Source organism: Sinomonas sp. R1AF57, from assembly GCF_002224485.1.
Taxonomy (GTDB): domain Bacteria; phylum Actinomycetota; class Actinomycetes; order Actinomycetales; family Micrococcaceae; genus Sinomonas; species Sinomonas flava.
Genome location: NZ_CP022463.1, coordinates 2315320 through 2339742 on the forward strand (window position 1 = coordinate 2315320; position 24423 = coordinate 2339742).

The following is a 24423-nucleotide window of genomic DNA, read 5'->3' on the forward strand; positions in this document are numbered from 1 at the left end:
ATAATCTCCGTTACATTTTCCCTATGACTACCGACACAACGGCGACTGCGCTCGTCTCTGTCAAGGGCGTGAACAAGCATTACGGCCAGCTCCACGTCCTCAAGGACATCAACCTGGAAGTCAGCAAGGGCGAGGTCGTCGTGGTGATCGGTCCTTCCGGTTCCGGCAAGTCCACGCTCTGCCGCGCGATCAACCGGCTCGAGACGATCGAGGGCGGCGAGATCCACATCGACGGGAAGAGGCTTCCCGAGGAGGGCAAGGAACTGGCGCGCCTGCGCGCCGACGTCGGAATGGTATTCCAGTCCTTCAACCTCTTCGCGCACAAGACGATCCTCGAGAACGTCACCCTAGGGCCCATCAAGGTCAAGGGCGTGGACAAGGCGACGGCTGAGAGGGACGCGATGGCGCTGCTCGAGCGCGTCGGCGTCGCCCAGCAGGCACCCAAGCTGCCGGCGCAGCTCTCGGGCGGCCAGCAGCAGCGCGTGGCGATCGCCCGGGCGCTAGCCATGAAGCCGAAGGTCATGCTCTTCGACGAGCCGACCTCCGCCCTCGACCCCGAGATGATCAACGAGGTCCTCGACGTGATGGTCCAGCTCGCCAAGGAGGGCATGACGATGATCGTCGTGACCCACGAGATGGGATTCGCGCGCAAGGCCGCGGACCGCGTCGTGTTCATGGCGGACGGCCAGATCGTGGAGCAGGCCGCTCCCGAGGAGTTCTTCACGAACCCCCAGAGCAGCCGCGCGAAGGACTTCCTCTCCAAGCTGCTCACCCACTGAGCACCCACCTGCATCACCTCCGCTCGCACCTGGGCCTGCTGGCCCGTGAAGAAAGGAATGCTCGAATGGCACTTCTCGGCAAGAAAAAGGCCGTGCTGACCGCCGCCACCGCGGCGCTCGCACTGGCCCTCTCCGCCTGTGGCGGCAGCTCCGGCGGGGGCGGAACCGGCGGCGGTTCCTCCGAGTCCGCCGCCCCCTACTCGGTGGCGAACAACGTCTCCCTCACGGGCAGCCCGACCTTCGACAAGATCAAGTCGGCTGGCAAGGTCGTCATCGGCGTCAAGCAGGACCAGCCCGGGCTCGGCTTCAAGGATGCCGCGACCGGCGAGTACAGCGGCTTCGACATCGAGATCGCGAACTGGATGGCCGCGTCCCTGGGCTACGGCAAGGACAAGATCGAGTACAAGGCGATCCCGTCCGCGAACCGGGAGTCCGCCATCCAGAACGGCGACGTCAACTTCTACGTCGGCACGTACTCGATCACCGACAAGCGCAAGCAGCAGGTCGACTTCGCCGGGCCGTACTTCGTCACCGGTCAGGGCCTGCTCGTGAAGAAGGACAACTCGGCGATCAAGAGCGAGAAGGACCTCGCCGGCAAGAACGTCTGCTCGGCCACCGGCTCGACGCCGATCCAGAACATCAAGGCCAACTACACGCAGACCAAGACCACCGAGTTCGAGACCTACTCGCAGTGTGTTGAGGCGCTCAAGAACGGCCAGGTCGACGCCGTCACGACGGACCAGGCCATCCTCCTCGGCTACGCGGCCCAGGAGCCGGACGCCCTCAAGGTGGTCGGCCAGCCGTTCACCACGGAGAAGTACGGGATCGGCCTGCCGAAGGGCGACACCGCGCTGCGCAAGTTCTTCAACGACACGCTGACCAATGGCAAGGACACGTGGCAGAAGATCTACGACTCGACCCTCGGCAAGTCCGGCACCAAGGTCGAGCAGCCCGCCGTCGAGAACTACTGACCGTTCGGTGGGCGGGGCTTCCGGGCCCCGCCCACCGCCGTTCCGGCTAGAAAGCGAAGGCTGCTGTGAGCACCCTCCTCGACAATCTCGACCTCTTCACCACCGGATTCAAGAACACGATCATCCTGTTCGTCGTCTCCGGGATCTTCGCCCTCATCCTGGGGACGATCATCGGCGCCATGCGCGTCTCGCCCGTCCCAGCCATGAGGGCCTTCGGGACCCTGTACGTCAACGTCGTGCGCAACACGCCGCTGACCCTCGTCCTGTTCTTCTTCGCCCTCGGGTACCCCAAGCTCGGGCTTCCAGAGATCGACTTCATGACCGCGGCGACCATCGGCCTGAGCCTCTACACCGCGAGCTACGTGGCCGAGGTGCTCCGCTCCGGCATCAACACGGTGCCCGTCGGGCAGGCCGAAGCCGCCCGGGCGATCGGGCTGCCGTTCACGCAGACGCTGACCCTCGTGGTCCTGCCGCAGGCGTTCCGCTCGGTGCTCCCTCCGCTGTTCAGCGTGCTGATCGCCCTGCTGAAGAACACGACCGTGGCTGCCGGCTTCTCGGTGGCGGAGGCCGGCGCCATCCGTGCCAACCTCTCAGAGCGTGGCTACCCGGCCATGGAGGGCCTGCTCTGGGTGGCCCTGTTCTTCGTGATCCTCGTCCTGATCCTCGCGCAGCTCCAGCGCTACTTCGAGAACAAGTGGAGGGTTGCCCGATGACCTCTGTCCTCTATGACGCGCCCGGGCGGAGGGCCCGTTCCCGACACCTCGTCCTGGGGATCGTCTCGACTCTGGTGATCCTCGCGATCATCGCATTCATCATCTGGCGCTTCGCGGAGACCGGGCAGTTCACCGAGGCGAAGTGGAAGATCTTCACCTTCCCCCTCGTGCAGCAGACCCTCCTGCAGGCCGCCGGCGCGACGCTGTCGGCCTTCGGCGTGGCCGCGGTCGGAAGCCTCGTGCTCGGCATGGTCCTCGCCATCGGCCGGCTCTCGGACCACAAGGCGGTCTCAGCCCCGTTCCACTGGTTCACTGAGCTCTTCCGCGCGATCCCGGTCCTCATCCTCATGATGATGATCTACTACGGGCTCCCGCCGCTGGGGGTCAACGGGATCACCCCGTTCACCGCCGTTGTCGTGGCCCTCATCCTCTACAACGGCTCGGTGCTCGCCGAGGTGTTCCGCGCGGGCATCGAGGCGCTCCCGAAGGGCCAGAGGGAGGCGGGCTTCGCCATCGGCATGCGCAAGTCGCAGGTCATGCAGAGCATCCTGCTCCCGCAGGCGGTGCGCTCGATGCTTCCGGTGATCATCTCCCAGCTCGTCGTGACCCTCAAGGACACGGCGCTCGGCTTCATCGTGACGTACAACGAGATCCTGTTCCAGGCCAAGTACTTCGGCTCGCAGGCCCAGTACGGGTCCCCGATCGTCCCTGCTGCGATGGTCGCCGGCGCGCTCTACGTGGGCCTGTGCCTCATCCTGTCCGGCCTCGCGAAGTACGCCGAGAGCCGGCTCCGCAGGAGCCAGCGGGTCTCGGGGCCGAAGAAGGGCACCACGGCGATGGCCGCTGCCCAGCAGGCCTCGACGAACATCTGACCCATCCCCCCGTCTGGGGGTCACCTTCTGGGGGTCACCTCCGGATGGCCGGGAGTCCGCTCCCGACCAGCCGGAGGTGGCCCCCAGCCATCTGTCCGGACCGCTCCCTAGCCCGTCGCGAGCCAGGACTCGAGCGCGCGCAGGCACGCCCGCACCGCGTCGGCGGAGACACGCTCGTCGTCCTTGTGCGCGAGCAGCGCGTCCCCGGGCCCGAAGTTCACCGCCGGCACGCCGAGGTCGGAGAACCGCGCCACGTCCGTCCAGCCGTACTTCGGCTTCGGCTCCTGCCCCACCGCGGCGACGAACGCCGCGGCGGCGGGATGCGTGAGGCCGGGCCGCGCGCCGGATGCGCCGTCGGTGCGCACGACGTCGAACCCCTCCAGGAGCGCGCGCACGTGCGCCTCCGCCTCGTCGATGCTCTTGTCGGGCGCGAAGCGGTAGTTGACGGTGACAGTGCAGCGGTCCGGGATGACGTTCCCCGCCGTCCCCCCGGCGATCCCGACGGCGTTGAGGCTCTCCCGGTAGTCGAGCCCGTCCACCGTCACGGTCGCGGGCTCATAGGCCGCGAGCCGGGCGAGGATCGGCGCTGCCGCGTGGATCGCGTTCCTCCCCATCCAGGCCCGGGCGGAGTGGGCCGCCTCCCCCACGGTGGTGGCCTCGACCCGGAGGGTGCCGTTGCAGCCGCCCTCCACCGTGCCGTCCGTCGGCTCGAGCAGGATCGCGAAGTCTCCCGCCAGCAGCTCCGGGCTGTTGCGGGCCAGCCTGCCGAGGCCGCTCTTGGCGGCCTCCACCTCCTCGTGGTCATAGAAGACGAAGGTGACGTCCCGCGCGGGAGCCGGCGCGGCGGCGTCGTGCGCGTTGCGGGGGAACAGGCGCTCGGCGAGCGCGAGCTGGACGGCGACGCCGCCCTTCATGTCGGTCGCGCCCCGCCCCCAGAGCAGGCCCTCCCCCGGCACGCCGTCCCACGAGGACGGCACGGTGCCGCGGGCGCCCTCTGCCGAGGGCAGGGGAACCGTGTCGAGGTGGCCGGCGAGGATCACGCGCTCGCTGCGTCCGAGGGCAGACCGGGCGACCACCGCGTCGCCGTCCCGCGTCACCTCGAGCGACGTCTGCGCGCGCAGCGCCGCCTCGACTGCGTCCGCGATCGCTGCCTCCTGGCCGGAGACGCTCGGGATGTCGAGCAGCGCGGCGGTGAGCAGGGCTACGTCCTGCGAGAGGTCAAGGGTCAGGGCTGCGGCGGAGGTCACCCGCCCAGCATAGTTCGAAGGGCCCTGCGCCCCGCCGATAGACTGGGGAGCATGACTGAGACCCCTGCCGCATCCCGCGCTGCCCACGGCTTCGGCCTCGCCACGATCCACACCTCTCCCGCCGCCGACGGCGCCGCGGGAGAGGCCACCGTCCTGGACGTCTGGTTCCCCGCGCCGACGCTGGGCGCGGCGACGGAGCACCTCTCCGACGACGCGATGGTGGACGCGGCCCCGGCCGAGCTCGTCGAGGCCGCCGAGAACGGCGACGACGCCGACCGCGGCACCCAGACGAAGGTCGTCTTCGTCCAGATCGACCTCGACCAGGCCCCCGCGGACACCGCGGACGCGTACCTGCGCCTCCACCTCCTCTCGCACCGCCTCGTTCAGCCCAACACCGTCAACCTCGACGGCGTGTTCGGCAAGCTCCCCAACGTCGCCTGGACCAACTTCGGCCCCTGCCACCCGGTGGGCTTCGAGGCGACGCGCGCGAAGCTCCGCCGCCGCGGCGCCGTGACCGTCTACGGGGTGGACAAGTTCCCGCGCATGGTCGACTACGTCGTCCCCGCGGGCGTGCGGATCGCCGACGCCGACCGCGTGCGCCTCGGCGCACACCTCGCCGAGGGCACCACCGTGATGCACGAGGGCTTCGTGAACTTCAACGCCGGCACGCTCGGCGCCTCGATGGTCGAGGGCCGCATCTCGGCGGGCGTGGTCGTCGGCGACGGTACCGACGTGGGCGGCGGCGCGTCGATCATGGGCACCCTTTCGGGCGGCGGCAAGGAGCGGATCGCCCTCGGCGAGCGCGTCCTGCTGGGCGCGAACTCCGGCGTGGGCATCTCTATCGGCGACGACTCGGTGGTCGAGGCTGGGCTGTACGTCACCGCCGGCACCCGGGTGCGCATCAGCGGCTTCAAGGACGCCTTCGGCGAGAACGCCGAGAAGGTCGTCAAGGCGATCGAGCTCTCCGGCCAGCCGAACCTGCTGTTCCGCCGCAACTCCACGAACGGCCAGGTCGAGGTGCTGCCCCGCAGCGGCCAGACCGTGGAGCTCAACGAGGCGCTGCACGCCAACTGACGCTCCCGCGGCCACGCTCACGACGCCGCCCACTCGCCACGGCGGGCACGCGGCGTCGTGCGCGGGGTCGACACACGCGGGCGCCCGCGTCCCGCCCGGCCCTGCCCGGCCGGCAGCCTGACCCCGACCCCGATCCCGACCTCAAGGAGCACCCCGGATGGCCCTCGCCCGCAGAGTGCGGCGCGCCCTCACCGTCCTCGTCGCGCTCGCCCTCGTCGGAGTGGGCGTGTACATCGCGGCGGTGGTGTTCAACAGGAGCGATACACCGGTCGTCGAGGGCTGCACCGCCCTCCTCGGGGAGGCGAAGCAGTCTCTCGCGACAGACCAGGCGGCCAACGCGTCACTGATCTCGGCGATCGCCGTCCGCCGCGGACTGCCGCCGCGAGCGGCGACGATCGCGCTCGCGACGGCCATGCAGGAGTCCAAGCTCCGCAACATCAACTACGGCGACGGCGCCGGGCCCGACTCCCTGGGCCTGTTCCAGCAGCGGCCCTCGCAGGGGTGGGGCACCGAGGCGCAGGTCATGGACGCGGTGTACTCGACGAACGCGTTCTACGACGGTCTCGTGAAGATCCCCGGCTACGAGACGCTGCCCATCACAGATGCCGCGCAGAAGGTCCAGCGATCAGGGTTCCCGCAGGCCTACGCCCAGCACGAGGATCTGGGTCGGGCCTTCGCCTCCGCGCTGACCGGGAACTCCCAGGCCTCCCTCACGTGCACCCTGCGCAAGCCCGACGCCCCGGGCGACCCCAAGACCCTGCGCTCCGAGCTCACCGTGGCGTACGGCGCCGTGGAGGCGAGCACCGCCGGCCGCTCCGTGAGCATCCCTGCCGACGGCACCCGCGCCTGGTCCATCGCGCAGTGGGCGGTCGCGAACGCGAAGGAGCTCGCGGTGGTCCGGGTCGACGTCGCGGGGCACTCGTGGATCCGCGACGGAAACCGCGGCTGGACCGAGTCCGCCGCGCCGGACGGCGTCGTGACCGTCCAGCTGGCCGAGGCTCCCTAGCCGGCGCCGCTCAGACGAGGAGCTCGATCACGGGCCGCAGGTAGCTGCGGAAGATCTCCTTGTCCTCGAGGAGGGACTCGCTCATGATCAGCTTGTCCGCGTCCACGAGCCACGCCCTGTCCTCCGCGAGCGGCAGCTCGATGATGGTCAGCGCGAAGCTCCGGCCGCCGTTGCCGACCTCGAGCTGCCGCTCCTCCACCAGCTCCCGCAGCACGTCCAAGTCCCCGCGCTCCTCGCGCTTCTTCTCGAGCTGCTCGTACTCGCTCCGCCGCTCGCGCGCCCACGTGAGGGCCGTGCCGAAGTGCGCCTGCAGCGACCGCTGGAGCGCAGGGGCCGAGCGGAACGCGCTGAAACCCGGGGGGACGAGCTCGGGGCTCATCTCGGGGTGGTTCTGGATCAGCTGGGCCCACCAGGCCTCCCATTCGCGGCGCAGCGCCGGGATGCCGCCCACATGCTGGGTGATCTGCTGGTGGTCGCTCTCGCGGATCTTCGGATGCGCCGGGGCCACCGGCGGCATGCCCGCGCCGTTGAGCCCTGCACAGTCCTTGAGGTAGAGCGCCAGGAGCATCGGCCCGGACGTGTCCGTGGTAATCCGCCAGCCGGGTCCTCCAGTGTGGTGCATGAGTCATAGCTCCTTGCCGTCTGCCTTCTCAGTGTATTCCCGCGGAGGCACCCGAGAGCCGGGGCGCCGCCGCCGCGAGGCTGGCGACCTGCGCCCGCACCACGGCGACGCACAGCGCCGCGTCGAGCCAGCGGCCCTGGAGCAGGGCGTGCAGGCCCAGCCCCTCGACAGTGGCCAGGAGGCGCTCTGCCTCGACGACGAGCTCCTCGTCGGGAAGCTCCGGCCGCAGCGACCGCACCGCAGCCCCCAGCGCGGCGGCCAGGCTCCGGTGGCCGCGCTCGGCGGTCGCTGCGAGTTCGGGGCGTGTCCTCGCCGCTAGCTTGAACTCGCTCCACACGCAGAGGTCGACGGCGCGCTCCTCGTCGAGCGGGAGCAGCTGGCACAGCTGTGCCACCAGGCCCTCCTCGCCCGGGTGTCCCGAGCCGCGGCCGAGGGCCGAGGCGTCGAGGACGCGGGTGAGGACCGAGTCGACCACATCGCCGAAGGCACAGACGAGCAGGTCCGAGGACGTGGCGAAGTAGTGCCGGACCGATCCGACGACGAGGCCCGCCTCCCCCGCCACCTCCCGCAGGGACACCCGTGCGAGCCCGTCCGCCACGACGATCCGCTTGACGGCATCCACGACCTCGCGGCGGCGCTCGGCCGCGTCAACTCTCCTGGGCACTCCCCCTCTTTAGCACACCTGTGCCCCAACGGCCCGTCACAGCTTCACCTGCCGCGCGCCGCCGTGTGTGGGATCGATAGGATGAAGGCCATGCGCATCCTCGTCACCGGTGGCACCGGCTACATCGGCTCACACACGGTCCTGACCCTCCTCGAGGCCGGCCACGACGTCGTCGTGGTGGACAACCTGTCCAACTCCAGCGAGGAGGCACTCCGCCGCGTCGCCGAACTCGCCGCCCGCCAGGCCGCCTTCGTCCGGGCCGACATCACCGACGAGGCCGCCCTCGACGCCGCCTTCGCCGAGCACACCCCTGAAGCCGTCATCCACTTCGCCGGCCTCAAGGCCGTCGGCGAGTCCGCCGCCATCCCCCTGGACTACTACTTCAACAACGTCGCCGGCACCATCGCCCTCCTGCGCACCATGGAACGCCACGGCGTGCGCACCATCGTCTTCTCCTCCTCCGCCACCGTCTACGGAGACCGCAACCCCATCCCGTACGTGGAGACCATGGACATCGGCGCCATGAACCCCTACGGGCGCACCAAGGAGCACATCGAGGACATCCTCACCGACCTCGGCGCCGCCGACCCCGCCTGGCGCATCGCCCTGCTGCGCTACTTCAACCCGGTCGGGGCGCACCCCTCCGGCCGCATCGGCGAAGACCCCCAGGGCATCCCGAACAACCTCGTCCCCTTCATCGCCCAGGTCGCCGTGGGCCGGCGCGAGAAGCTCATGGTCTTCGGCGGCGACTACGACACTCCCGACGGGACCTGCCAGCGCGACTTCATCCACGTCGTCGACCTCGCCGAGGGCCATGCCGCAGCGCTGGACTACCTGGGCGACCACGACGGCGTGCACCGCTGGAACCTCGGCTCCGGCACCGGTACCAGCGTCCTGGAGATGCACCACGCCTTCGAGAAGGCCGTCGGCGAGCCCATCCCCTACGAGATCGCCCCCCGCCGCGCCGGCGACCTCCCCGCCTTCTGGGCCGACCCCACCGCCGCCCTGAACGACCTCGGCTGGTCCACCACCCGCACCATCGACCAGATGTGCCAGGACCACTGGCGCTGGCAGAAGAACAACCCCCACGGCTACCAGGACGCCTGACCCGCCCCGCCCACCGGTTTCGGGTACAGATCGCGACGCCGGAACGGCGTTCCGGGTACGCGGCGGTCCGGGTACGCGGTCCGGGAGCATACGACGACGGCCGGTGCCTTCCAAGCGGAAGGCACCGGCCGTCGTCGTACCCGAGAAGCCGAGATCCCGTGGGGATCTGTACCCGAAAGGGCGGGGCGGGTCAGCGGGAGGGGTAGTCGCGCTTGGCCTCGCCTACGTAGAGCTGGCGCGGGCGCCCGATCTTGGTCTGCGGGTCCTTGATCATCTCGCGCCACTGGGCGATCCAGCCGGGAAGGCGGCCGATCGCGAAGAGGACGGTGAACATCTTCTCCGGGAAGCCCATCGCCTTGTAGATGAGGCCCGTGTAGAAGTCCACGTTCGGGTAGAGCTTTCGCTGGATGAAGTAGTCGTCCGCGAGGGCCTTCTCCTCGAGGCGCATGGCGATCTCGAGGAGCTCGTCGTTGCCGCCGAGCTTGCCGAGGACCTCGTGGGCCGTCGCCTTGATGATCTTCGCGCGGGGGTCGTAGTTCTTGTAGACCCGGTGGCCGAAGCCCATGAGGCGGACGCCGTCCTCCTTGTTCTTGACCTTCTCCATGAAGTCCTCGGGCTTGATGCCCTCGGCCTGGATGCGGCGGAGCATGTTCAGCACGGCCTCGTTGGCGCCGCCGTGCAGCGGGCCGAAGAGCGCGTTGATGCCCGCGGAGACGGACGCGAACATGTTCGCGTTCGCGGAGCCGACAAGGCGCACCGTGGAGGTCGAGCAGTTCTGCTCGTGGTCCGCGTGCAGCACGAGGAGCGTGTCGAGGGCCTTGACCACGAGCGGGTCGAGCTCGTACGGCTCGGCCGGGAGCCCGAAGGAGAGGCGCAGGAAGTTCTCCACGAGGTTCATGGAGTTGTCCGGGTACAGCAGAGCCTGCCCGATCGACTTCTTGTGGGCGTACGCGGCGATGACCGGGAGCTTGGCCATGAGCCGGATGGTGGAGAGCTCCACCTGCTCCTCGTTGAACGGGTCGAGGGAGTCCTGGTAGAACGTCGACAGCGCGGAGACGGCCGAGGACAGGACGGGCATCGGGTGCGCATCGCGCGGGAAGCCGGCGAAGAAGCTCTTGAGCTCCTCGTGCAGGAGGGTGTGCCGGCGGATCCGCTGGTCGAAGGCGTCGAGCTCGGCGGAGGTCGGGAGGTTTCCGTAGATGAGGAGGTAGGAGACCTCGAGGAAGCTCGAGTGCTGCGCCAGCTGCTCGATGGGGTAGCCCCGGTACCGGAGGATCCCCTCATCGCCGTCGATGAAGGTGATCGAGGACGTGGTGGCCGCGGTGTTCATGAACCCGGGGTCGAAGGTGACGGCGCCGGTCTCCTTGAGGAGCTTGGAGACGTCATAGCCGTCATTGCCCTCAACGGCGCGAATGCGGGGCAGCTCGAGATCTCCGCCCTCGTGGCGCAGCAGTGCGCCGTTCATCTCAGTCATGGTTCCCCTTCAAGAGGTAGCTCGCAACGTTCCTAAGCTACTCCCAGATCCCGGCAGGCACTAATCGATACCCCGCCTCGTGTGAGGTGCCGCACACTTGCTGGACTAGCGCGCGGAGAGTCGTTCCACAGCAGCGTCGATGCGCTCGTCGCTTCCCGTGAGGGCCACCCGGACGAAGCCCGAACCCGCTGCCCCGTAGAACACACCCGGCCCGACGACGATGCCCAGCTCCGCGAGGCGGCCGACGGTTGCCCAGGTGTCCTCACCGGCGGTGCACCACAGGTACAGGCCCGCCTCGGAGTGGGACAGGGTGAGGCCGAACGCCTCGAGCGCGGGCAGGAGCCGCTCGCGCCGCGCCCGGTAGAGGTCCTTCTGGGCGAGGACGTGCGCGTCGTCGCCGAGCGCCACCCGCATCGCTTCCTGCACAGGGAAGGGCATGATCATGCCGGCGTGCTTGCGGCTGTTGACCAGGTTCGGCATCAGCTCCGGCGCTCCTGCGACGAAGGCCGCGCGGTACCCTGCCAGGTTCGACTGCTTGCTGAGCGAGTAGACGCTCAGCAGGCCAGTCAGGTCCCCTCCGCTCACGCGGGGATCGAGCACGGACGGGACGGCCTCGCCGCCGCGCTGCGCGTCCCAGGCCCCCCACCCGAGCTCGGCGTAGCACTCATCGGAGGCGACGACGGCGCCCACGGCCCGGGCGCGGTCGACGACGGCACGCAGCTCGTCAGCGCTCCGCACCGCACCGGCCGGATTGGCCGGGGAGTTGACCCAGACGAGGCGGACGCGGGCGAGCGTGTCTGCGTCGAGCTCGTCGAGGCTGTCGGCCGCCACAGCCGTCGCCCCTGCGAGCCGCGCGCCGATGTCGTACGTCGGGTAGGCCACGGACGGCCGGACGACGACGTCGCCCTCGCCGAGGCCGAGCAGGAACGGGAGCCAGGCCACGAGTTCCTTCGAGCCGACCGTCGGCATGACCGCCTGCTCGTCGAGCCCGGTGACGCCGCGCCGCCGCGCGAACCATTCGACGACCGCCTCGCGCAGCGCCAGCGTTCCGTGCACGGTCGGGTAGCCGGGCGCGTCGGCGGCGGCGCGCAGGGCCTCTTGGATGACCTCGGGCGTGGGGTCCACTGGTGTCCCGATGGAGAGGTTGACCGCCCCGCCGGGGTGCTGCGCCGCCGTGGCCGCATACGGCCGCATGGCCTCCCAGGGGTAGTCGGGGAGGTCCAGGCCGAAGCCGGAGGGACGTCGGATCGAGGAGGCCGTTCGTGTCGCGCTGTCGGCGCCCGGCTCGTTCCGCACGGTCAGTGGTCTTGGTTCTGCGGGGGAAGGGCCGCGACGAGCGGGTGGTCCTTGCCCGTGTTGCCGAGCTTGGCGGCGCCGCCCGGGGAGCCGAGGTCGTCGAAGAACTCGACGTTGGCCTTGTAGTAGTCACTCCACTCGTCGGGCACGTCGTCCTCGTAGTAGATGGCCTCGACGGGGCACACCGGCTCGCAGGCACCGCAGTCGACGCACTCGTCCGGGTGGATGTACAGGGACCGCTCGCCTTCGTAGATGCAGTCGACAGGACACTCCTCGACGCAGGCCTTGTCCTTCACATCCACGCACGGCTGCGCGATCACGTATGTCACGGTGCACCCTCTCTCTGTTCCGGCCGCACTGCTGGCGTCTTCCTGCGGCATGTCCGCGGCCGGTCGAGCCTATTATCCCCCGGCTCCCGCACGCCACTCCACCGGACACAGGCCGTAGCACTCGGCGCTCGGGCAGCGAGCGGGCCGCCGGCCGCTGAGGCCCTGCCTACGATGGAGCGTGCCCGAATCCCCCATCGACCTGCTTCGCTCGCTCCCAGCCGGCACACGCGTCGTCGTCCGCAGCAGGATCGAGGACGGCTTCACGGACGCCCTCGGCGATCTCGTGGACTGCGGCGAGGCGACGGTGACGGTCCGCACCCGCCGGGGCGACGCCGTCGTGCGCCTGGCCGACGTCGTCGCGGCGAAGCCGGTGCCGCCTCCCCCGCCGCGGCGGGCGCCGCGGGAGAAGCCGTAGCGGGAAGCGTTGTGCAGAAGATCACAGTGCGGTAGGTTTAATCCATCGAATAGAAATATCGAGGTTGCGCCGGAGGTCCACGCCATGTCGTTGCTCACTGCCCTGGGAAGGCTTGCGCCGTCCGGGCTCCCGCCGATGGTCTTCCAGGAGGCACGCTTCGACCGGGTGAGCGTGCGCGCGGCCGACGGCGCGCTCCGCCTCGATGTCGGTCTCGCGGCCCTGGATCTCGCGCCCTTCGGGGAGTTCCGGGCGACGGTGCGCTTCACGGCGGTCCTCGAGCGGCACCTCGCCTCGGGCGAGACGGTGCAGCGGAGCGTCCCCTGCATCCAGACGGATTCGTCGCCATACCAGCGGGACAGGATGGGACACGCGAGCGCGGCCCTGGCCTTCGCGCCGACGCCCCTGCCCCGGCTCTGGGCGCGCATGGGGACGCAGGACGGATCCGGCGTCACGCTGGTCCACGCCTTCTGGTCGGACCTCATGATCATGGATCCGGCCCATCGGCTGCTCCAGCGGATCCGCGGCGAGTGGAACCACTCCGCCGCGGTCCCCGGGACACGCACGACGGCGGCCGGCGGCTTCCGTGCAGGAGCCGCCGACCGCCGTCGGACGGGGTGAGTCAGGAACGCGAGCGGTTGCGCGCGGCCTTGAGTCGCTCGTTGGCGTCGAGGATCACCTTGCGGATGCGGATGTCCTCGGGAGTGATCTCCACGCACTCGTCCTCGCGGGCGAATTCGAGGGACTCCTCGAGCGTGAGCGTCCGCGGCGGGGTGAGCCCCTCGAAGTTGTCCGCGGTGGAGGAGCGCATGTTGGTGAGCTTCTTCTCCTTGGTGATGTTCACCTCCATGTCGTCGGCGCGCGAGTTCTCGCCGACGATCATGCCCTCGTACACCTCGGCCGTGGGCTGGATGAAGAAGGTGCCGCGCTCTTGGAGGTTGATCATCGCGAACGGGGTTGCGACGCCGGCGCGGTCCGCGACCAGCGAACCGTTCGTGCGGTACTCGATGTCCCCGGCCCACGGCTCGTAGCCCTCGGAGATCGAGGAGGCGATGCCGGCGCCGCGGGTGTCCGTGAGGAACTTCGTGCGGAAGCCGATGAGGCCGCGGGAGGGGACGATGAACTCCATGCGGACCCAGCCCGTGCCGTGGTTGGCCATGTTGGTCATGCGCCCCTTGCGGGCCGCTAGGAGCTGCGTGACCGCGCCGAGGTACTCCTCGGGGACGTCGATCGTCATGTGCTCCATGGGCTCGAGGACCTGGCCGTCGACCTTCTTCGTCACGACCTGCGGCTTGCCGACCGTGAGCTCGAAGCCCTCGCGGCGCATCTGCTCGACGAGGATGGCCAGGGCGAGCTCGCCGCGGCCCTGGACCTCCCAGGCGTCCGGACGCTCAGTGGGCAGGACGCGGATCGAGACGTTGCCGATCAGCTCCTTGTCGAGGCGGTCCTTGACCTGGCGTGCCGTCACCTTGGCGCCCTTGACGCGGCCGGCCAGCGGGGACGTGTTGATGCCGACCGTCATCGAGATCGCGGGGTCGTCGACCGTGATGAGCGGGAGCGGCTGGGGGTTGTCCGCGTCGGTGAGCGTCTCGCCGATGGTGATGTCCTCGATGCCGGCGACTGCGACGATCTCGCCGGGGCCGGCGGACTCGGCTGGGACCCGGTCGAGGGCACGTGTGGCGAGCAGCTCGGTGATCTTGACGGTCCTGATGGTCCCGTCGTGGCGGGCCCAGGCGACCTGCTGGCCCTTGCGGAGCGTGCCGTTGTAGATGCGCAGGAGCGCGAGGCGGCCGAGGAACGGCGACGCGTCGAGGTTGGTCACGTGCGCCTGGAGGACACCCTCGGGGTCGTACGTGGGCGCCGGGATGTGCTTGAGGATGGTCGCGAAGAGCGGCTCGAGGTTGTCGTTGTCCGGGATCGAGCCGTCGGCCGGCTGCTCGAGCGAGGAGGCGCCGGCGCGGGCAGCGGCGTAGACCACCGGGACGTCGAGGACCTTGTCGAGGTCGAGGTCCGGGACCTCGTCCGCGAGGTCCGAGGCGAGGCCGAGGAGGAGGTCCATCGTCTCGTGGACAACCTCCTCGATGCGCGCATCGGGCCGGTCGGTCTTGTTCACCACGAGGATCACGGGCTTGTGCGCGGCGAGGGCCTTGCGGAGCACGAAGCGGGTCTGCGGCAGCGGGCCCTCCGAGGCGTCCACGAGCAGCACGACGCCGTCGACCATGGACAGGCCCCGCTCGACCTCCCCGCCGAAGTCGGCGTGGCCGGGGGTGTCGATGACGTTGATCGTGATGCCGTCGGGCTCGCCGACCTCGGCCGCGGACGGACCGGCGTAGCGCACGGTCGTGTTCTTGGCGAGGATGGTGATGCCCTTCTCGCGCTCGAGGTCGCCTGAGTCCATCACGCGGTCCTCGACGTCGCCGTGGGCGGCGAAGGAGTTGGTCTGCCGGAGCATGGCGTCGACGAGGGTGGTCTTGCCGTGGTCGACGTGCGCCACGATGGCGACGTTGCGGAGATCGGTGCGAGAGGCGGTGGACACGGTTTCAGTCATGCGTGTGAGGCTCACTTCGGATGTGGGTCGCGGCGGTCCGCGTCCTCATGCGGCTCGGGGTGGCCCGGCCCGGAGGCACAGCGGAACAGACCCTCTTAAGGGCCAGCAACAGTATTTTACCCCTCCGGGAGCAAACGCCCTTCCGGCAGCTGGGAAGGGGCGCTGGGAAGACCGAGTGGCACCGGACGCCGCGACCCAGCATGATGGGACAACGGGCGTTCGCACCGCACCCGTTGTCACCGCACCGGAGGACCCATGGGACCAGGCAGGCTTCGTGTCGCCACGGCAGCCCTCGCCGTCATGCTCGCCTCATCCGGCGCGCCCCTCTCCGACGTCGCCGCGCCTGCCGCCGCCTCGCCGTCGTCCGCCGCTGTGCCCTTCGCCACGCCCCCGCTCGTGCTCGCCCCGCGCACGACGTCGGCGCGTCGCCTCACGCCGCCGGCCCTCCTCCCGCTCGGGTCGCTGTACGCCGACCCTGCTACCGGCCGGCACGAGAGGATCCTCGGGAACCTGGCCCGGACGGCAGTCCTGATCGGCGATTCCCAGTCCGAGCCCACTGACAGCTGGGTGCGGCGCGGCCTCGAGAAGGCCGGATACAGCGTCTACTTCGCGGGAAAGGGCGGAACGGGCTTCTCGGTCGGCACGGCCTCGGTGCACGACTACGACGACGCCCTCCGCCTCGGCGACTGGCTCCTGCCCTACGGCGATCCCGGACTCGTGGTGGTCCAGGGCGGCGGCAACGACGCGACGCGCAGGTCCTCCGATGCGGCGATCACGAAGGGTGCCGTCGCGATCCTGGACGAGCTGCGCACCGCGTATCCCCACTCGAAGCGGCTCATGGTCGGGACACTGTCGAAGTCGGCTGCCGACGGCGGCGGCCGCCGCACCGAAGTCGACGCCCTCCTCGGGCGCATCGCGGCGCGCCTCGAGGTGCCCTTCGTCGGCTGCGGGGACTGGATCTCGCGCTACGGCCTCGCCGACGAGCTCGCCGACGGCGTCCACCTCAAGGCCTCCGGCATGGCCCGGCTGACGCCGATCTTCGCCGACTCGCTCGCCGCACAGGGACTCGCCCTCGACTGACGCGACAGGGGCCCGGGCGCGCACAGCGCCCGGGCCCCCGCGCGGTGCTGCCGCGTCAGGCGACCTCGGGGGGCAGGAGGAGCTTGCCCCCGGGGATCGCGTCCAGCAGGGCCCTCGTGTACTCCTGCTGGGGCGAGTCGAAGACAGAGTCGGTGGTGCCTGTCTCGACGAGCCTGCCCCGCTCCATGACGCACACGCTGTCCGCGATCTGGCGGACCACGGCGAGGTCATGGGTGATGAAGAGGTAAGTCAGTCCGAGGCGTTCCTGGAGGTCCGCCAGGAGATTGAGCACCTGCGCCTGGACGAGGACGTCGAGGGCGGAGACGGCCTCGTCGCAGATGATCACCTCGGGGTCGAGGGCCAGTGCGCGCGCGATCGCGACGCGCTGGCGCTGTCCGCCCGAGAGCTCGTTCGGGTAGCGCTGCATCGCCGACTGCGGCAGCGCGACCTGGTCGAGCAGCTCGCGGACCTTGAGCTCCCTTGAGGCCCGGTCGCCGATCTTGTGCGTGCGCAGCGGCTCCTCGATGGTCCGGTAGATGTTGTACATCGGGTCGAGCGAGCCGTACGGGTCCTGGAAGATGGGCTGGACGCGCCGGCGGAAGGCGAACAGCTGCCTGCGGTCCAGCGTCGCCGTGTCGATTCCGTCGAACACGATCCGCCCCGAGGTCGGCTTCAGCAGCTGGAGCACCATCTGGGCCACCGTCGACTTGCCGGACCCGGACTCCCCCACGATCGCGGTCGTCGTGCCCCGCGGGACGCGGAAGCTCACATCGTCCACCGCCGTGAAGTCGGTGCCGCGGCCGACCCCGGTGCGCAGCTTGAAGACCTTGGTCAGGTTCTCGACGATGAGCGCGTCGTCGGTCGGCACGGCAGCCTTGGCCGCGGGGACGACCTCGGACTCAACGGCCCCGACAGCCGTCGCCTCGGCCTTCTCGGCGGCGCGCTCCTTGGCCTCGTCTGAGGAGGTCAGGAGATCACTCGCCTCGATCCCGGCTTCCTTGGCCACCTGGATGCGCCGCGATGCGAGCGAGGGCGCCTTGGCCACGAGCCGCTGGGTGTACGGGTGGAGCGGGTTCCGCAGGAGCTCGAGCGACGGGCCCGCCTCGACGACCCGCCCTTGGTACATGACCACGACCTTGTCCGCGCGCTCGGCTGCCAGGCCGAGGTCGTGGGTGATGAGGAGCACCGAGGTGCCGAGCTCGGCCGTCATGGTCTGGAGGTGGTCGAGGATCTTGCGCTGGACCGTCACGTCGAGGGCCGACGTCGGCTCGTCCGCGATGAGCAGCTTAGGGGCGCACGCGAGCCCGATCGCGATGAGGGCACGCTGGCGCATGCCGCCGGAGAACTCGTGCGGGAACTGCTTCGCGCGGCGCTCGGCGTCCGGGAGACCGGCGTCGGCGAGGGCACGGGCGACGTCGGCGGGACCGTCGGGGCGGCCGTTCGCCTTGAGCGTCTCCCGCACCTGGTAGCCGATCTTCCAGACCGGGTTCAGGTTCGACATCGGGTCCTGCGGGACCATGCCGATCGTGTTGCCGCGCAGCTCGATCAGGCGCTTCTCGTGGGCGTGCGCCACGTCCTCGCCGTCGAGCAGGATCTGCCCGCCGGTGACCCGGCCGTTGTTCGGGAGGAGCCCGATGGCGGCCAGCGCGGTCGTGGACTTCCCCGAGCCGGACTCGCCCACGATGGCAAGGGTCTCGCCGGGCATGATCTTCAGGTGCGCGTCGCGGACGGCCTTGAAGTCGCCGCTGCCGGTGGTGAAGGTGATCTCGAGGTCGCGGATCTCGAGGATCGGGCGGCCGCCCGGCTCGCCCGCATCGGTGATCTCGGGCCCCGAGGGCGCTGTGGTCTTCTCGGTCATCGGGTCCTGCTCTTCGGGTCAAGGGCGTCGCGGACCGCGTCGCCGAGCATGATGAAGCTCAGGACGCACAGCGACAGCGCGATGGACGGGTAGATGAGGATCATCGGGTTCGTCCGGATCGAGGTCTGGGCGGCGGCAATGTCGTGCCCCCAGGACATGACCGATTCGGGCAGGCCGATGCCGAGGAAGGACAGCGTTGCCTCGGTCACGATGAAGACGCCGAGCTCGAGCGTCGCGAGGACGATCACCGGCGCGAGCGCGTTCGGCAGGACGTGCCGCAGGAGCGCCCCGCCGCGGGAGACGCCGAGGGAGCGTGCTGCCGTGACGAAGTCCGCGTTGCGGACCTCGATGACTGCGCCGCGCGTGATCCTCGCCATCTGGGGCCAGCCGAGCATGGCGATCACGAGCACCACCGTCCAGACGCTCTTGTTCGTGCGGAACAGCGGCAGCTGGGTGATGACGAGCGCGCCGAGGACGAGCGGGAGGGCGAAGAAGATATCGCCGAGGCGGGCGAGGACGGCGTCGAGCCATCCGCCGTAGTAGCCCGCGAGCGCGCCGAACGTCACACCGATCACCAGGACGCACAGGACGGCGAGGATGCCGACCGTGAGCGAGGCCTGCGTCCCGTGGATGACCCGTGAGAACACGTCGCAGCCCTGGAAGGTGAACCCGAACGGGTGCCCGTCGCGCGGGCCCGCCTCGGAGTTCTCGAGGAGGCACTCGCTGTTCGGGGGGACCTGGGTGAAGACGCCAGGGAAGAGGGCGATGAAGACCAGGGCGAGGATCATGATCGACGAGATGATGAACAGCGGCCGCCGCCTGAGCTTGCGCCAGGCGTCTGCCCACAGGCTCAGGGGCGCTTCCTCGACACGGAGCGTGTCGGTCGCGCCGAGCGTCTTCTCTTCGAAGGGGGCGACGTAGTGGCCCTCAGTGCGTTCAGGCTTCATAGCGGATCCTCGGGTCGAGCCAGGCGTACAGGAGGTCGACGAGCAGGTTCGCGAGGACGAACACGAGCACGAGCACGCTCACGATCGCCACGACCGTGGGGCCCTCGCCGCGCAGCACTGCCTGGTAGAGCTTGTTGCCGACTCCGGGGACGTTGAAGATGCCCTCGGTCACGATCGCGCCGCCCATGAGGCCGCCGAGGTTGGCGCCCAGGTAGGTCACGACGGGGATCATCGAGTTGCGCAGCACGTGTGCGAGGACGACGCGGGTGCGGGACAGTCCCTTGGCCGTCGCGGTGCGCACGTAGTCCGCGTTCATGTTCTCGATGACCGAGGCGCGGGTGAGGCGCAGGACGTACGCGAAGGAGACGAGTCCGAGCACGATCGCGGGAAGGATGAGGTTTCCCCAGTCGGCTTGGGATCCGACCGTGGGTCTGGCCCACCCCAAGTAGACGCCGAAGACGAGCTGGAACACGAAGCCGAGCACGAACGTCGGGACCGCGATGACGACCAGGGACGCGACGAGGACGGTCGAGTCGAAGATGCCGCCCCGGCGGAGGCCGGCGAAGAGGCCGAACAGCACGCCGAAGACCGCCTGGATCGCCAGGGCTTCGACGGCGAGCATCGCCGTGACGGGGAAGATGCGGGCCAGCGTCGCCGCGATGGGCTGCTGGGTGAAGTCCACGCCGAGGTCCAGGGTGAACAGGTTCTTCAGGAAGATCCCGTACTGGACGATGAACGGCTGGTCGAGATGGTACTGGGCCCGGAGCGCGTCGATGACGCCCTGCGGCGGCTGCCGGTCGCCGAACAGCGCCGCAATGGGGTCTCCGGGGAGGGCGAAGACCATGAAGTAGACGAGCAGGGTTGTCCCGATGAAGACGGGGATGACTTGGAGGAGTCGGCGGAGGATGTACCGGATCACGGTGTGCCTCCTGCGTCCCAGGTCGGAGGGACTCTCATGGGTGTTGCCTTCCGGTTGAAACAGAGGCCGAGGGCCCGGCACCCGCCGGGCCCTCGGTCAGTGGAGTGTCCGCTGTCGCGGTGCTACTTCGCCTGGATGTCGAAGTAGCGGATCTGGCCGTTCCACCCGGTCTCGGCCTTGATCACGTTGTTGCTCCACACAATGGCGCGGTTCTGGTCCCAGAGTGGCAGACCCGGCAGGTCCTTGAACAGGACTTCCTGCGCCTGGTTGAACTTGTCATTCGCTTCGTCCGTCGACTTCGCGGCGAGGCCGTCCTTGAGGAGCTTGTCGAACTCGGGGTTCGAGTACTTCTCGTAGTTCGACGACGCGCCGGTCGCCCAGACCGGGCCGAGGAAGTTGTAGAGCGACGGGTAGTCACCCTGCCAGCCGGCACGGGTCAGACCCGGGAGGCTCTGCGACTTGCGGACGTTGAGCAGCTCGGCGAACTTCGCGAACGGCTGGATCTCCGACTGGATGCCCAGGTTGTTCTTGAAGTTGTTCGCAACGGCGTCGACCCATTCCTTGTTGCCACCGTCGGTGTTCGAGCCGATCAGGAGGGGCTTGGAGGCGTCGTACGGCTGGATCTTGTCGGCCTGGGCCCAGAGGTCCTTGGCCTTGGCCGGGTCGTACTTGAGGACCTCGCTGCCCGGGATGTCGGCCTTGAAGCCGTCGATGACGGGCGGGGCGAATGCCTTGGACGGGGTCCGGGTCCCGTTGAAGACGACCTTGGCGATCTCCTCGCGGTTGATCGCGTAGGAGAGGGCCTGACGGCGGAGCTTGCCGGCCTCGCCCTGGAAGTTCGGGTTGTAGCCCGGGATATTCAGGGTCGAGTTGCTCGCGACCGGCTTGGTCGCGTTCCGGTCCTGGAAGTCCGTGGTGTAGGTCTTGAGCGCGTTCGACGGGAGGACGTCCGTGACGTCAAGGTTGTCGGCCTGGAGGTCCGTGTAGGCCGGGCCCGGGTCGGTGTAGAACTTGAACGTGATGCCGCCGTTCTTGGCTTCACGCGGACCCTTGTAGTCGGCATTCTTGACCAGCGAGATGGACTGGTCGTGCACCCACGCCCCGGTGTCCTTCGCCATCTTGTACGGGCCGTTGCCGATCGGGTTCTCGCCGAACTTCTTGGGGTCCTTCAGCGCCTCGGAGGGCAGCGGGAAGAACGCCGAGTAGCCCAGGCGCAGGGACCAGTCGGCCTCGGGCTGGACGAGCTTGACCTTGATCGTCTGGTCGTCGGGGGCGCTGAGCCCGGACATGGTCTGCGCCTTGGGAGCCGGCGTCGAGGTGGTCTTGCCGTCCGCCCCGGTGCTCTTCGTGGTGGCGCTGACGTCCTCGTAGCCCTCGATGGACTCGAAGAAGAAGCTGTTGTTCTGGAGGTTCGTGGCGAGTGCCGCGAAGTTCCAGGAGTCCACGAAGGTCTTGGCCGTGATGGCCTCGCCGTTGGTGAACTTCTGGCCCTGCTTGACCTTGATGGTCCAGTTCTGCGAGTCAGAGGACTCGATGCTGTCGGCGAGGGCGTTGACGGGCTTGCCGTCCGCCGCGTACGTGCGGAGGCCTTCGAAGAGCATCTCGACGACGCGGCCGCCGTAGACCTCGTTCGTGTTGGCCGGCAGCAGCGGGTTCTGCGGCTCGTTGCTGTAGGCGGTGATCACCTTGTTCGGGTCGCCGCTCGACTGTGCACTGCCCCCAGAAGTGCCCCCGCCGCCGCTGCACGCGCTCAGCGCGAGGGCGAGAGCAGCCGCGGCCCCCAAGGCCTTGGACATGCGTGATAGACGCATCCCTCAAACTCCTAACGATCTCGGAAATGGACCCCGGCCTGATGCGAGAGCCCGTGAGCCCGCCACACAGGTGACGTGATCCGACCCACATTCGTACAGCCTAGCCACATTCCCGAGAAGTGAAAGAATCCTTTGCCAAACCGTGATCTAGCCTGTGGATTCCGGGGCCCGTCCCGCGAGCAGCTCGCGCAGTTCCCTGCGTTCGCGCTGCCGCTCCGGATCCGGCAGCGGCACGGCCGCCAGGAGCCGCTGGGTGTAGGGCTCCCGGGGACTGCGGAGCACGGAGTCTCTTGGGCCCTGCTCGACGATCTGGCCGCCGCGCATTACGGCGATGTAGTCGGCGAGGATGTCGACCACCGCGAGGTCGTGGCTCACGAACAGGCATGCGAAGCCGTGCTCGCGCTGGAGCTGCGCGAAGAGGTCGATGACCTTGGCCTGGACCGAGACGTCCAGCGCCGAGGTGGGCTCGTCAGCCACCATGAGCTTCGGCTCGAGTGCGAGCGCCCGCGCGATGCCCACGCGCTGCCTCTGGCCGCCGGAGAGCTCATGCGGGTAGCGGTTCCTGTACGAGCGCGGCAGCTCGACCTGGTCCAGGAGCGCCTCGACCCGCGCGTGGAGGCGTGCCCCCTTGGCCGTCCCCGAGAGCAGCAGGGGCTCACCGATCGACTCGCCGACCGGCATTCTGGGATTGAGCGAGGAGGACGGGTCCTGGAAGACCATCCCGATCGAGCGCCGCACCTCGCGCAGGCGGCGGGAGTTCCGCCGGAGGCCCGCGATCTCCTGGCCGACGACGGTGAGCGAACCCTCCGCCACGGCCAGCAGTCCCACCGCGGCGCGTCCGACCGTGGTCTTGCCCGACCCGGACTCCCCCACCAGGCCCACCACTTCGCCGGGATGCACTGCGAGGTCGACCCCGTGCACGGCCCGGAAGGCCGCTCCGCGTCCCCGGCTCGGGTACTCGACGACGGCACTGCGCAGCTCGAGCACGGGCACCCCCCGGGTGGCCCGCCGGCCCAATGCTTCGGCGGGAGGCGGGGCGGCCTCGCGTTCGCGCGCTGAGAGCCCGCGCGGCTCGGCCTCCTCGAGGCCCACGCCCGCCGCGGCTGCGAGCGCAGCGGTGGGGTCCACGCCGTCGTCCGAGCGGCGGCCGCCCTGCCCCAGACGCGGGACCGCTTCCAGCAGCGCCTGGGTGTAGGCGTGCTGGGGGGAGCGGAAGACCCGGGCGGCCGTGCCGGTCTCGACGATCCGGCCCGCGCGCATCACCGCGACGCGGTCGGCGAGGTCGGCGACCACGCCCATGTCGTGGGTGATGAGGAGGACCGCCGCGCCGAGGCTGTCCTTCAGGCTCCGCAGGAGGCTCAGGATCTCCGCCTGGACGGTGACGTCCAGGGCCGTGGTGGGCTCGTCGGCGATGAGCAGCTTCGGGCTGCACGAGAGCGACTGGGCGATCAGGACGCGCTGCAGCTGTCCGCCGGAGAGCTGGTGGGGGTACGACCGGAAGATCCGTTCTGCCTCCCCCAGGCCCACCGTCTCGAGCAGGGCCAGGGCCTTCGCGCGGGCCTCGCGCGGCGGGAGGGGCGTGTGGAGCCGGACGGCCTCGACGATCTGGGCCCCCACTGTGCTGACGGGATTGAGCGCCGACATGGGCTCCTGGAAGACCATCGCGATGTCCCTGCCCCGGGCCGCGCGCAGGCGCCTGCGGTCCGGGCCGAACAGCTCCTCTCCGGCGAGGCGGACGCTGCCCGAGACGCGGCTGTTGGGGGGAAGGAGCCCCAGCAGGGCCATCGAACTCGCCGACTTGCCGGACCCCGACTCGCCCACGATGGCGAGGACCTCGCCGGCGCGCACCTCGAAGTCGAGGCCTTGCGCTGCGGCCACCCAAGCGCGGTCGACGCCGAAGTCCACGCTCAGGCCGCGGACCTCGAGGACGGGCGCTGCCTCGCGGCCCGCCGCGTACCTGGGACGGTCCGTCACGGCCGTCCTCCTGTCCTCAGCGGCTTCGGGGTGTGGCGACGGCTCCCGCCGTCCTGTTTCATGGGGTCATGACCGCGCTCAAGCCTGACGTCCTGGAGCACACGGGCCGCGTCGAGACCCTCGCCGCCCGCAGCAGCAGGGCTCTGGCCTGGCTGACGTGGGGCCTCGCCGCGACCGGTCTCGCACTGACGCTGTCCGCGGCGGGACTGGCCGGGGCCCGGTTCGCGGCGCCGTTCCTGCTGCTCGCCGCGGCCGGGTGGGTGCTTTTCTGGCGGCCTGCGGTGGTGGTGAGCGACGCCGGCGTCGAACTCCGCAACCCGCTGCGCAGCATCGGGGTTCCCTGGGACGCCCTGGCCCATGTGGACACGAAGTACGCCCTGACGCTGGTGACCGGGTCCGGCCGCTTCACGGCCTGGGCGGCGCCCGCGCCGGGCATCTGGGGCGCCAGGCATGCGAGGCCCGAGCACCTCGACGGGCTTCCCGAGAGCACGTACGGCCCCGCGCGGTCCATCCGGCCCGGCGACCTCGCCCACACCGACTCGGGACAGGCGGCCGCCGTCGTCCGCCGGCGCTGGGCCGAGGCGCTCGCCTCGGGCACCGCGCATGCCGGACGCGCGGAGCCCACCCCGGTCACCCGCCGCGTCGCGTGGGCCGAGACGGCGGTGACGGCGGGGCTCGCCGTCGCGACCCTCCTCACCCCCGGGGCGTGATCCGCGCACG

The 24423-nt window shown here is 69.8% G+C and carries 23 protein-coding genes; 11 read left to right on the forward strand and 12 right to left on the reverse strand.

Annotated features, from left to right (window positions below; translation table 11 throughout):
- The first annotated feature begins 23 nt into the window (after positions 1 to 23).
- From CGQ25_RS10610 to CGQ25_RS10625, 4 genes are all read left to right on the forward strand, one after another.
- Entirely contained in the window at positions 24 to 779 is a 756-nt protein-coding gene (locus CGQ25_RS10610; RefSeq protein WP_208709518.1) for an amino acid ABC transporter ATP-binding protein, read from the forward strand.
- A 65-nt stretch (positions 780 to 844) separates the two neighbouring features.
- Positions 845 to 1750 carry a glutamate ABC transporter substrate-binding protein gene (locus tag CGQ25_RS10615; protein WP_208709520.1) on the forward strand — a complete coding sequence of 302 codons (906 nt, stop codon included), beginning with the start codon at positions 845 to 847 and terminating at the stop codon, positions 1748 to 1750.
- A 65-nt stretch (positions 1751 to 1815) separates the two neighbouring features.
- Complete coding sequence (locus CGQ25_RS10620) at positions 1816 to 2463, forward strand: amino acid ABC transporter permease (protein ID WP_208709522.1); 648 nt, start codon at positions 1816 to 1818, stop codon at positions 2461 to 2463.
- Positions 2460 to 3335: an amino acid ABC transporter permease gene (locus CGQ25_RS10625; RefSeq protein WP_208709524.1), complete on the forward strand. Its 876-nt coding sequence runs from the start codon at positions 2460 to 2462 to the stop codon at positions 3333 to 3335. The genes CGQ25_RS10620 and CGQ25_RS10625 overlap by 4 nt, the downstream gene beginning before the upstream one ends.
- A 107-nt stretch (positions 3336 to 3442) precedes the next feature.
- Here CGQ25_RS10625 and dapE read toward each other — a convergent pair whose 3' ends face one another.
- A complete protein-coding gene (dapE, locus tag CGQ25_RS10630; RefSeq protein ID WP_208709526.1) occupies positions 3443 to 4582 on the reverse strand; it encodes a succinyl-diaminopimelate desuccinylase in 1140 nt (379 codons plus the stop codon).
- Positions 4583 to 4633: 51 nt separating this feature from the next.
- On the opposite strand from dapE, the gene dapD reads away from it, so the two are divergent.
- Both dapD and CGQ25_RS10640 read left to right on the forward strand, forming a co-directional pair.
- Positions 4634 to 5656: a 2,3,4,5-tetrahydropyridine-2,6-dicarboxylate N-succinyltransferase gene (gene dapD / locus CGQ25_RS10635; RefSeq protein WP_208709528.1), complete on the forward strand. Its 1023-nt coding sequence runs from the start codon at positions 4634 to 4636 to the stop codon at positions 5654 to 5656.
- A gap of 157 nt (positions 5657 to 5813) precedes the next feature.
- Complete coding sequence (locus tag CGQ25_RS10640; RefSeq protein ID WP_208709530.1) at positions 5814 to 6662, forward strand: hypothetical protein; 849 nt, start codon at positions 5814 to 5816, stop codon at positions 6660 to 6662.
- A 10-nt stretch (positions 6663 to 6672) separates the two neighbouring features.
- Here the strand turns inward: CGQ25_RS10640 and CGQ25_RS10645 are convergent, their stop codons facing one another.
- Both CGQ25_RS10645 and CGQ25_RS10650 read right to left on the reverse strand, forming a co-directional pair.
- Entirely contained in the window at positions 6673 to 7284 is a 612-nt protein-coding gene (locus CGQ25_RS10645; RefSeq protein WP_208709532.1) for a hypothetical protein, read from the reverse strand.
- A 28-nt stretch (positions 7285 to 7312) separates the two neighbouring features.
- Positions 7313 to 7948 (reverse strand): TetR/AcrR family transcriptional regulator, encoded by a 636-nt coding sequence (locus tag CGQ25_RS10650; RefSeq protein ID WP_208709534.1) that lies wholly within the window; start codon positions 7946 to 7948, stop codon positions 7313 to 7315.
- A 90-nt stretch (positions 7949 to 8038) separates the two neighbouring features.
- Between CGQ25_RS10650 and galE the strand changes: the two genes are divergently transcribed.
- Positions 8039 to 9055 (forward strand): UDP-glucose 4-epimerase GalE, encoded by a 1017-nt coding sequence (galE, locus tag CGQ25_RS10655; protein ID WP_208709536.1) that lies wholly within the window; start codon positions 8039 to 8041, stop codon positions 9053 to 9055.
- Positions 9056 to 9245: 190 nt separating this feature from the next.
- Here galE and CGQ25_RS10660 read toward each other — a convergent pair whose 3' ends face one another.
- The 3 genes from CGQ25_RS10660 to fdxA form a co-directional block, all read right to left on the reverse strand.
- A complete protein-coding gene (locus tag CGQ25_RS10660; RefSeq protein WP_208709538.1) occupies positions 9246 to 10529 on the reverse strand; it encodes a citrate synthase in 1284 nt (427 codons plus the stop codon).
- 105 nt (positions 10530 to 10634) lie between these two features.
- Complete coding sequence (dapC, locus tag CGQ25_RS10665; protein ID WP_304442235.1) at positions 10635 to 11777, reverse strand: succinyldiaminopimelate transaminase; 1143 nt, start codon at positions 11775 to 11777, stop codon at positions 10635 to 10637.
- 50 nt (positions 11778 to 11827) lie between these two features.
- Positions 11828 to 12154: a ferredoxin gene (gene fdxA / locus CGQ25_RS10670; protein WP_208709542.1), complete on the reverse strand. Its 327-nt coding sequence runs from the start codon at positions 12152 to 12154 to the stop codon at positions 11828 to 11830.
- A gap of 178 nt (positions 12155 to 12332) precedes the next feature.
- On the opposite strand from fdxA, the gene CGQ25_RS10675 reads away from it, so the two are divergent.
- Together CGQ25_RS10675 and CGQ25_RS10680 are read left to right on the forward strand one after the other, a co-directional pair.
- A complete protein-coding gene (locus CGQ25_RS10675; RefSeq protein ID WP_222703646.1) occupies positions 12333 to 12569 on the forward strand; it encodes a hypothetical protein in 237 nt (78 codons plus the stop codon).
- An 84-nt stretch (positions 12570 to 12653) separates the two neighbouring features.
- Entirely contained in the window at positions 12654 to 13187 is a 534-nt protein-coding gene (locus CGQ25_RS10680) for a hypothetical protein (protein WP_208709544.1), read from the forward strand.
- Between the two features lies 1 nt (position 13188).
- Here CGQ25_RS10680 and typA read toward each other — a convergent pair whose 3' ends face one another.
- Positions 13189 to 15114: a translational GTPase TypA gene (gene typA, locus CGQ25_RS10685; protein ID WP_208709545.1), complete on the reverse strand. Its 1926-nt coding sequence runs from the start codon at positions 15112 to 15114 to the stop codon at positions 13189 to 13191.
- Between the two features lie 255 nt (positions 15115 to 15369).
- On the opposite strand from typA, the gene CGQ25_RS10690 reads away from it, so the two are divergent.
- Positions 15370 to 16194, forward strand: a complete 825-nt coding sequence (locus CGQ25_RS10690; RefSeq protein ID WP_208709548.1) for an SGNH/GDSL hydrolase family protein — start codon at positions 15370 to 15372, stop codon at positions 16192 to 16194.
- Between the two features lie 55 nt (positions 16195 to 16249).
- Here the strand turns inward: CGQ25_RS10690 and CGQ25_RS10695 are convergent, their stop codons facing one another.
- The 5 genes from CGQ25_RS10695 to CGQ25_RS10715 form a co-directional block, all read right to left on the reverse strand.
- Positions 16250 to 18052, reverse strand: a complete 1803-nt coding sequence (locus CGQ25_RS10695) for an ABC transporter ATP-binding protein (RefSeq protein ID WP_208709550.1) — start codon at positions 18050 to 18052, stop codon at positions 16250 to 16252.
- A complete protein-coding gene (locus CGQ25_RS10700) occupies positions 18049 to 18999 on the reverse strand; it encodes an ABC transporter permease (protein ID WP_208709552.1) in 951 nt (316 codons plus the stop codon). The genes CGQ25_RS10695 and CGQ25_RS10700 overlap by 4 nt, the downstream gene beginning before the upstream one ends.
- Positions 18989 to 19918: an ABC transporter permease gene (locus CGQ25_RS10705; RefSeq protein WP_208709554.1), complete on the reverse strand. Its 930-nt coding sequence runs from the start codon at positions 19916 to 19918 to the stop codon at positions 18989 to 18991. The genes CGQ25_RS10700 and CGQ25_RS10705 overlap by 11 nt, the downstream gene beginning before the upstream one ends.
- 122 nt (positions 19919 to 20040) lie before the next feature.
- Positions 20041 to 21729, reverse strand: a complete 1689-nt coding sequence (locus tag CGQ25_RS10710) for an ABC transporter substrate-binding protein (RefSeq protein ID WP_208709556.1) — start codon at positions 21727 to 21729, stop codon at positions 20041 to 20043.
- A gap of 147 nt (positions 21730 to 21876) precedes the next feature.
- Positions 21877 to 23703: an ABC transporter ATP-binding protein gene (locus CGQ25_RS10715; RefSeq protein WP_208709558.1), complete on the reverse strand. Its 1827-nt coding sequence runs from the start codon at positions 23701 to 23703 to the stop codon at positions 21877 to 21879.
- Positions 23704 to 23771: 68 nt separating this feature from the next.
- On the opposite strand from CGQ25_RS10715, the gene CGQ25_RS10720 reads away from it, so the two are divergent.
- Positions 23772 to 24413 (forward strand): PH domain-containing protein, encoded by a 642-nt coding sequence (locus tag CGQ25_RS10720; protein ID WP_208709560.1) that lies wholly within the window; start codon positions 23772 to 23774, stop codon positions 24411 to 24413.
- The last annotated feature ends 10 nt before the right edge of the window (positions 24414 to 24423 follow it).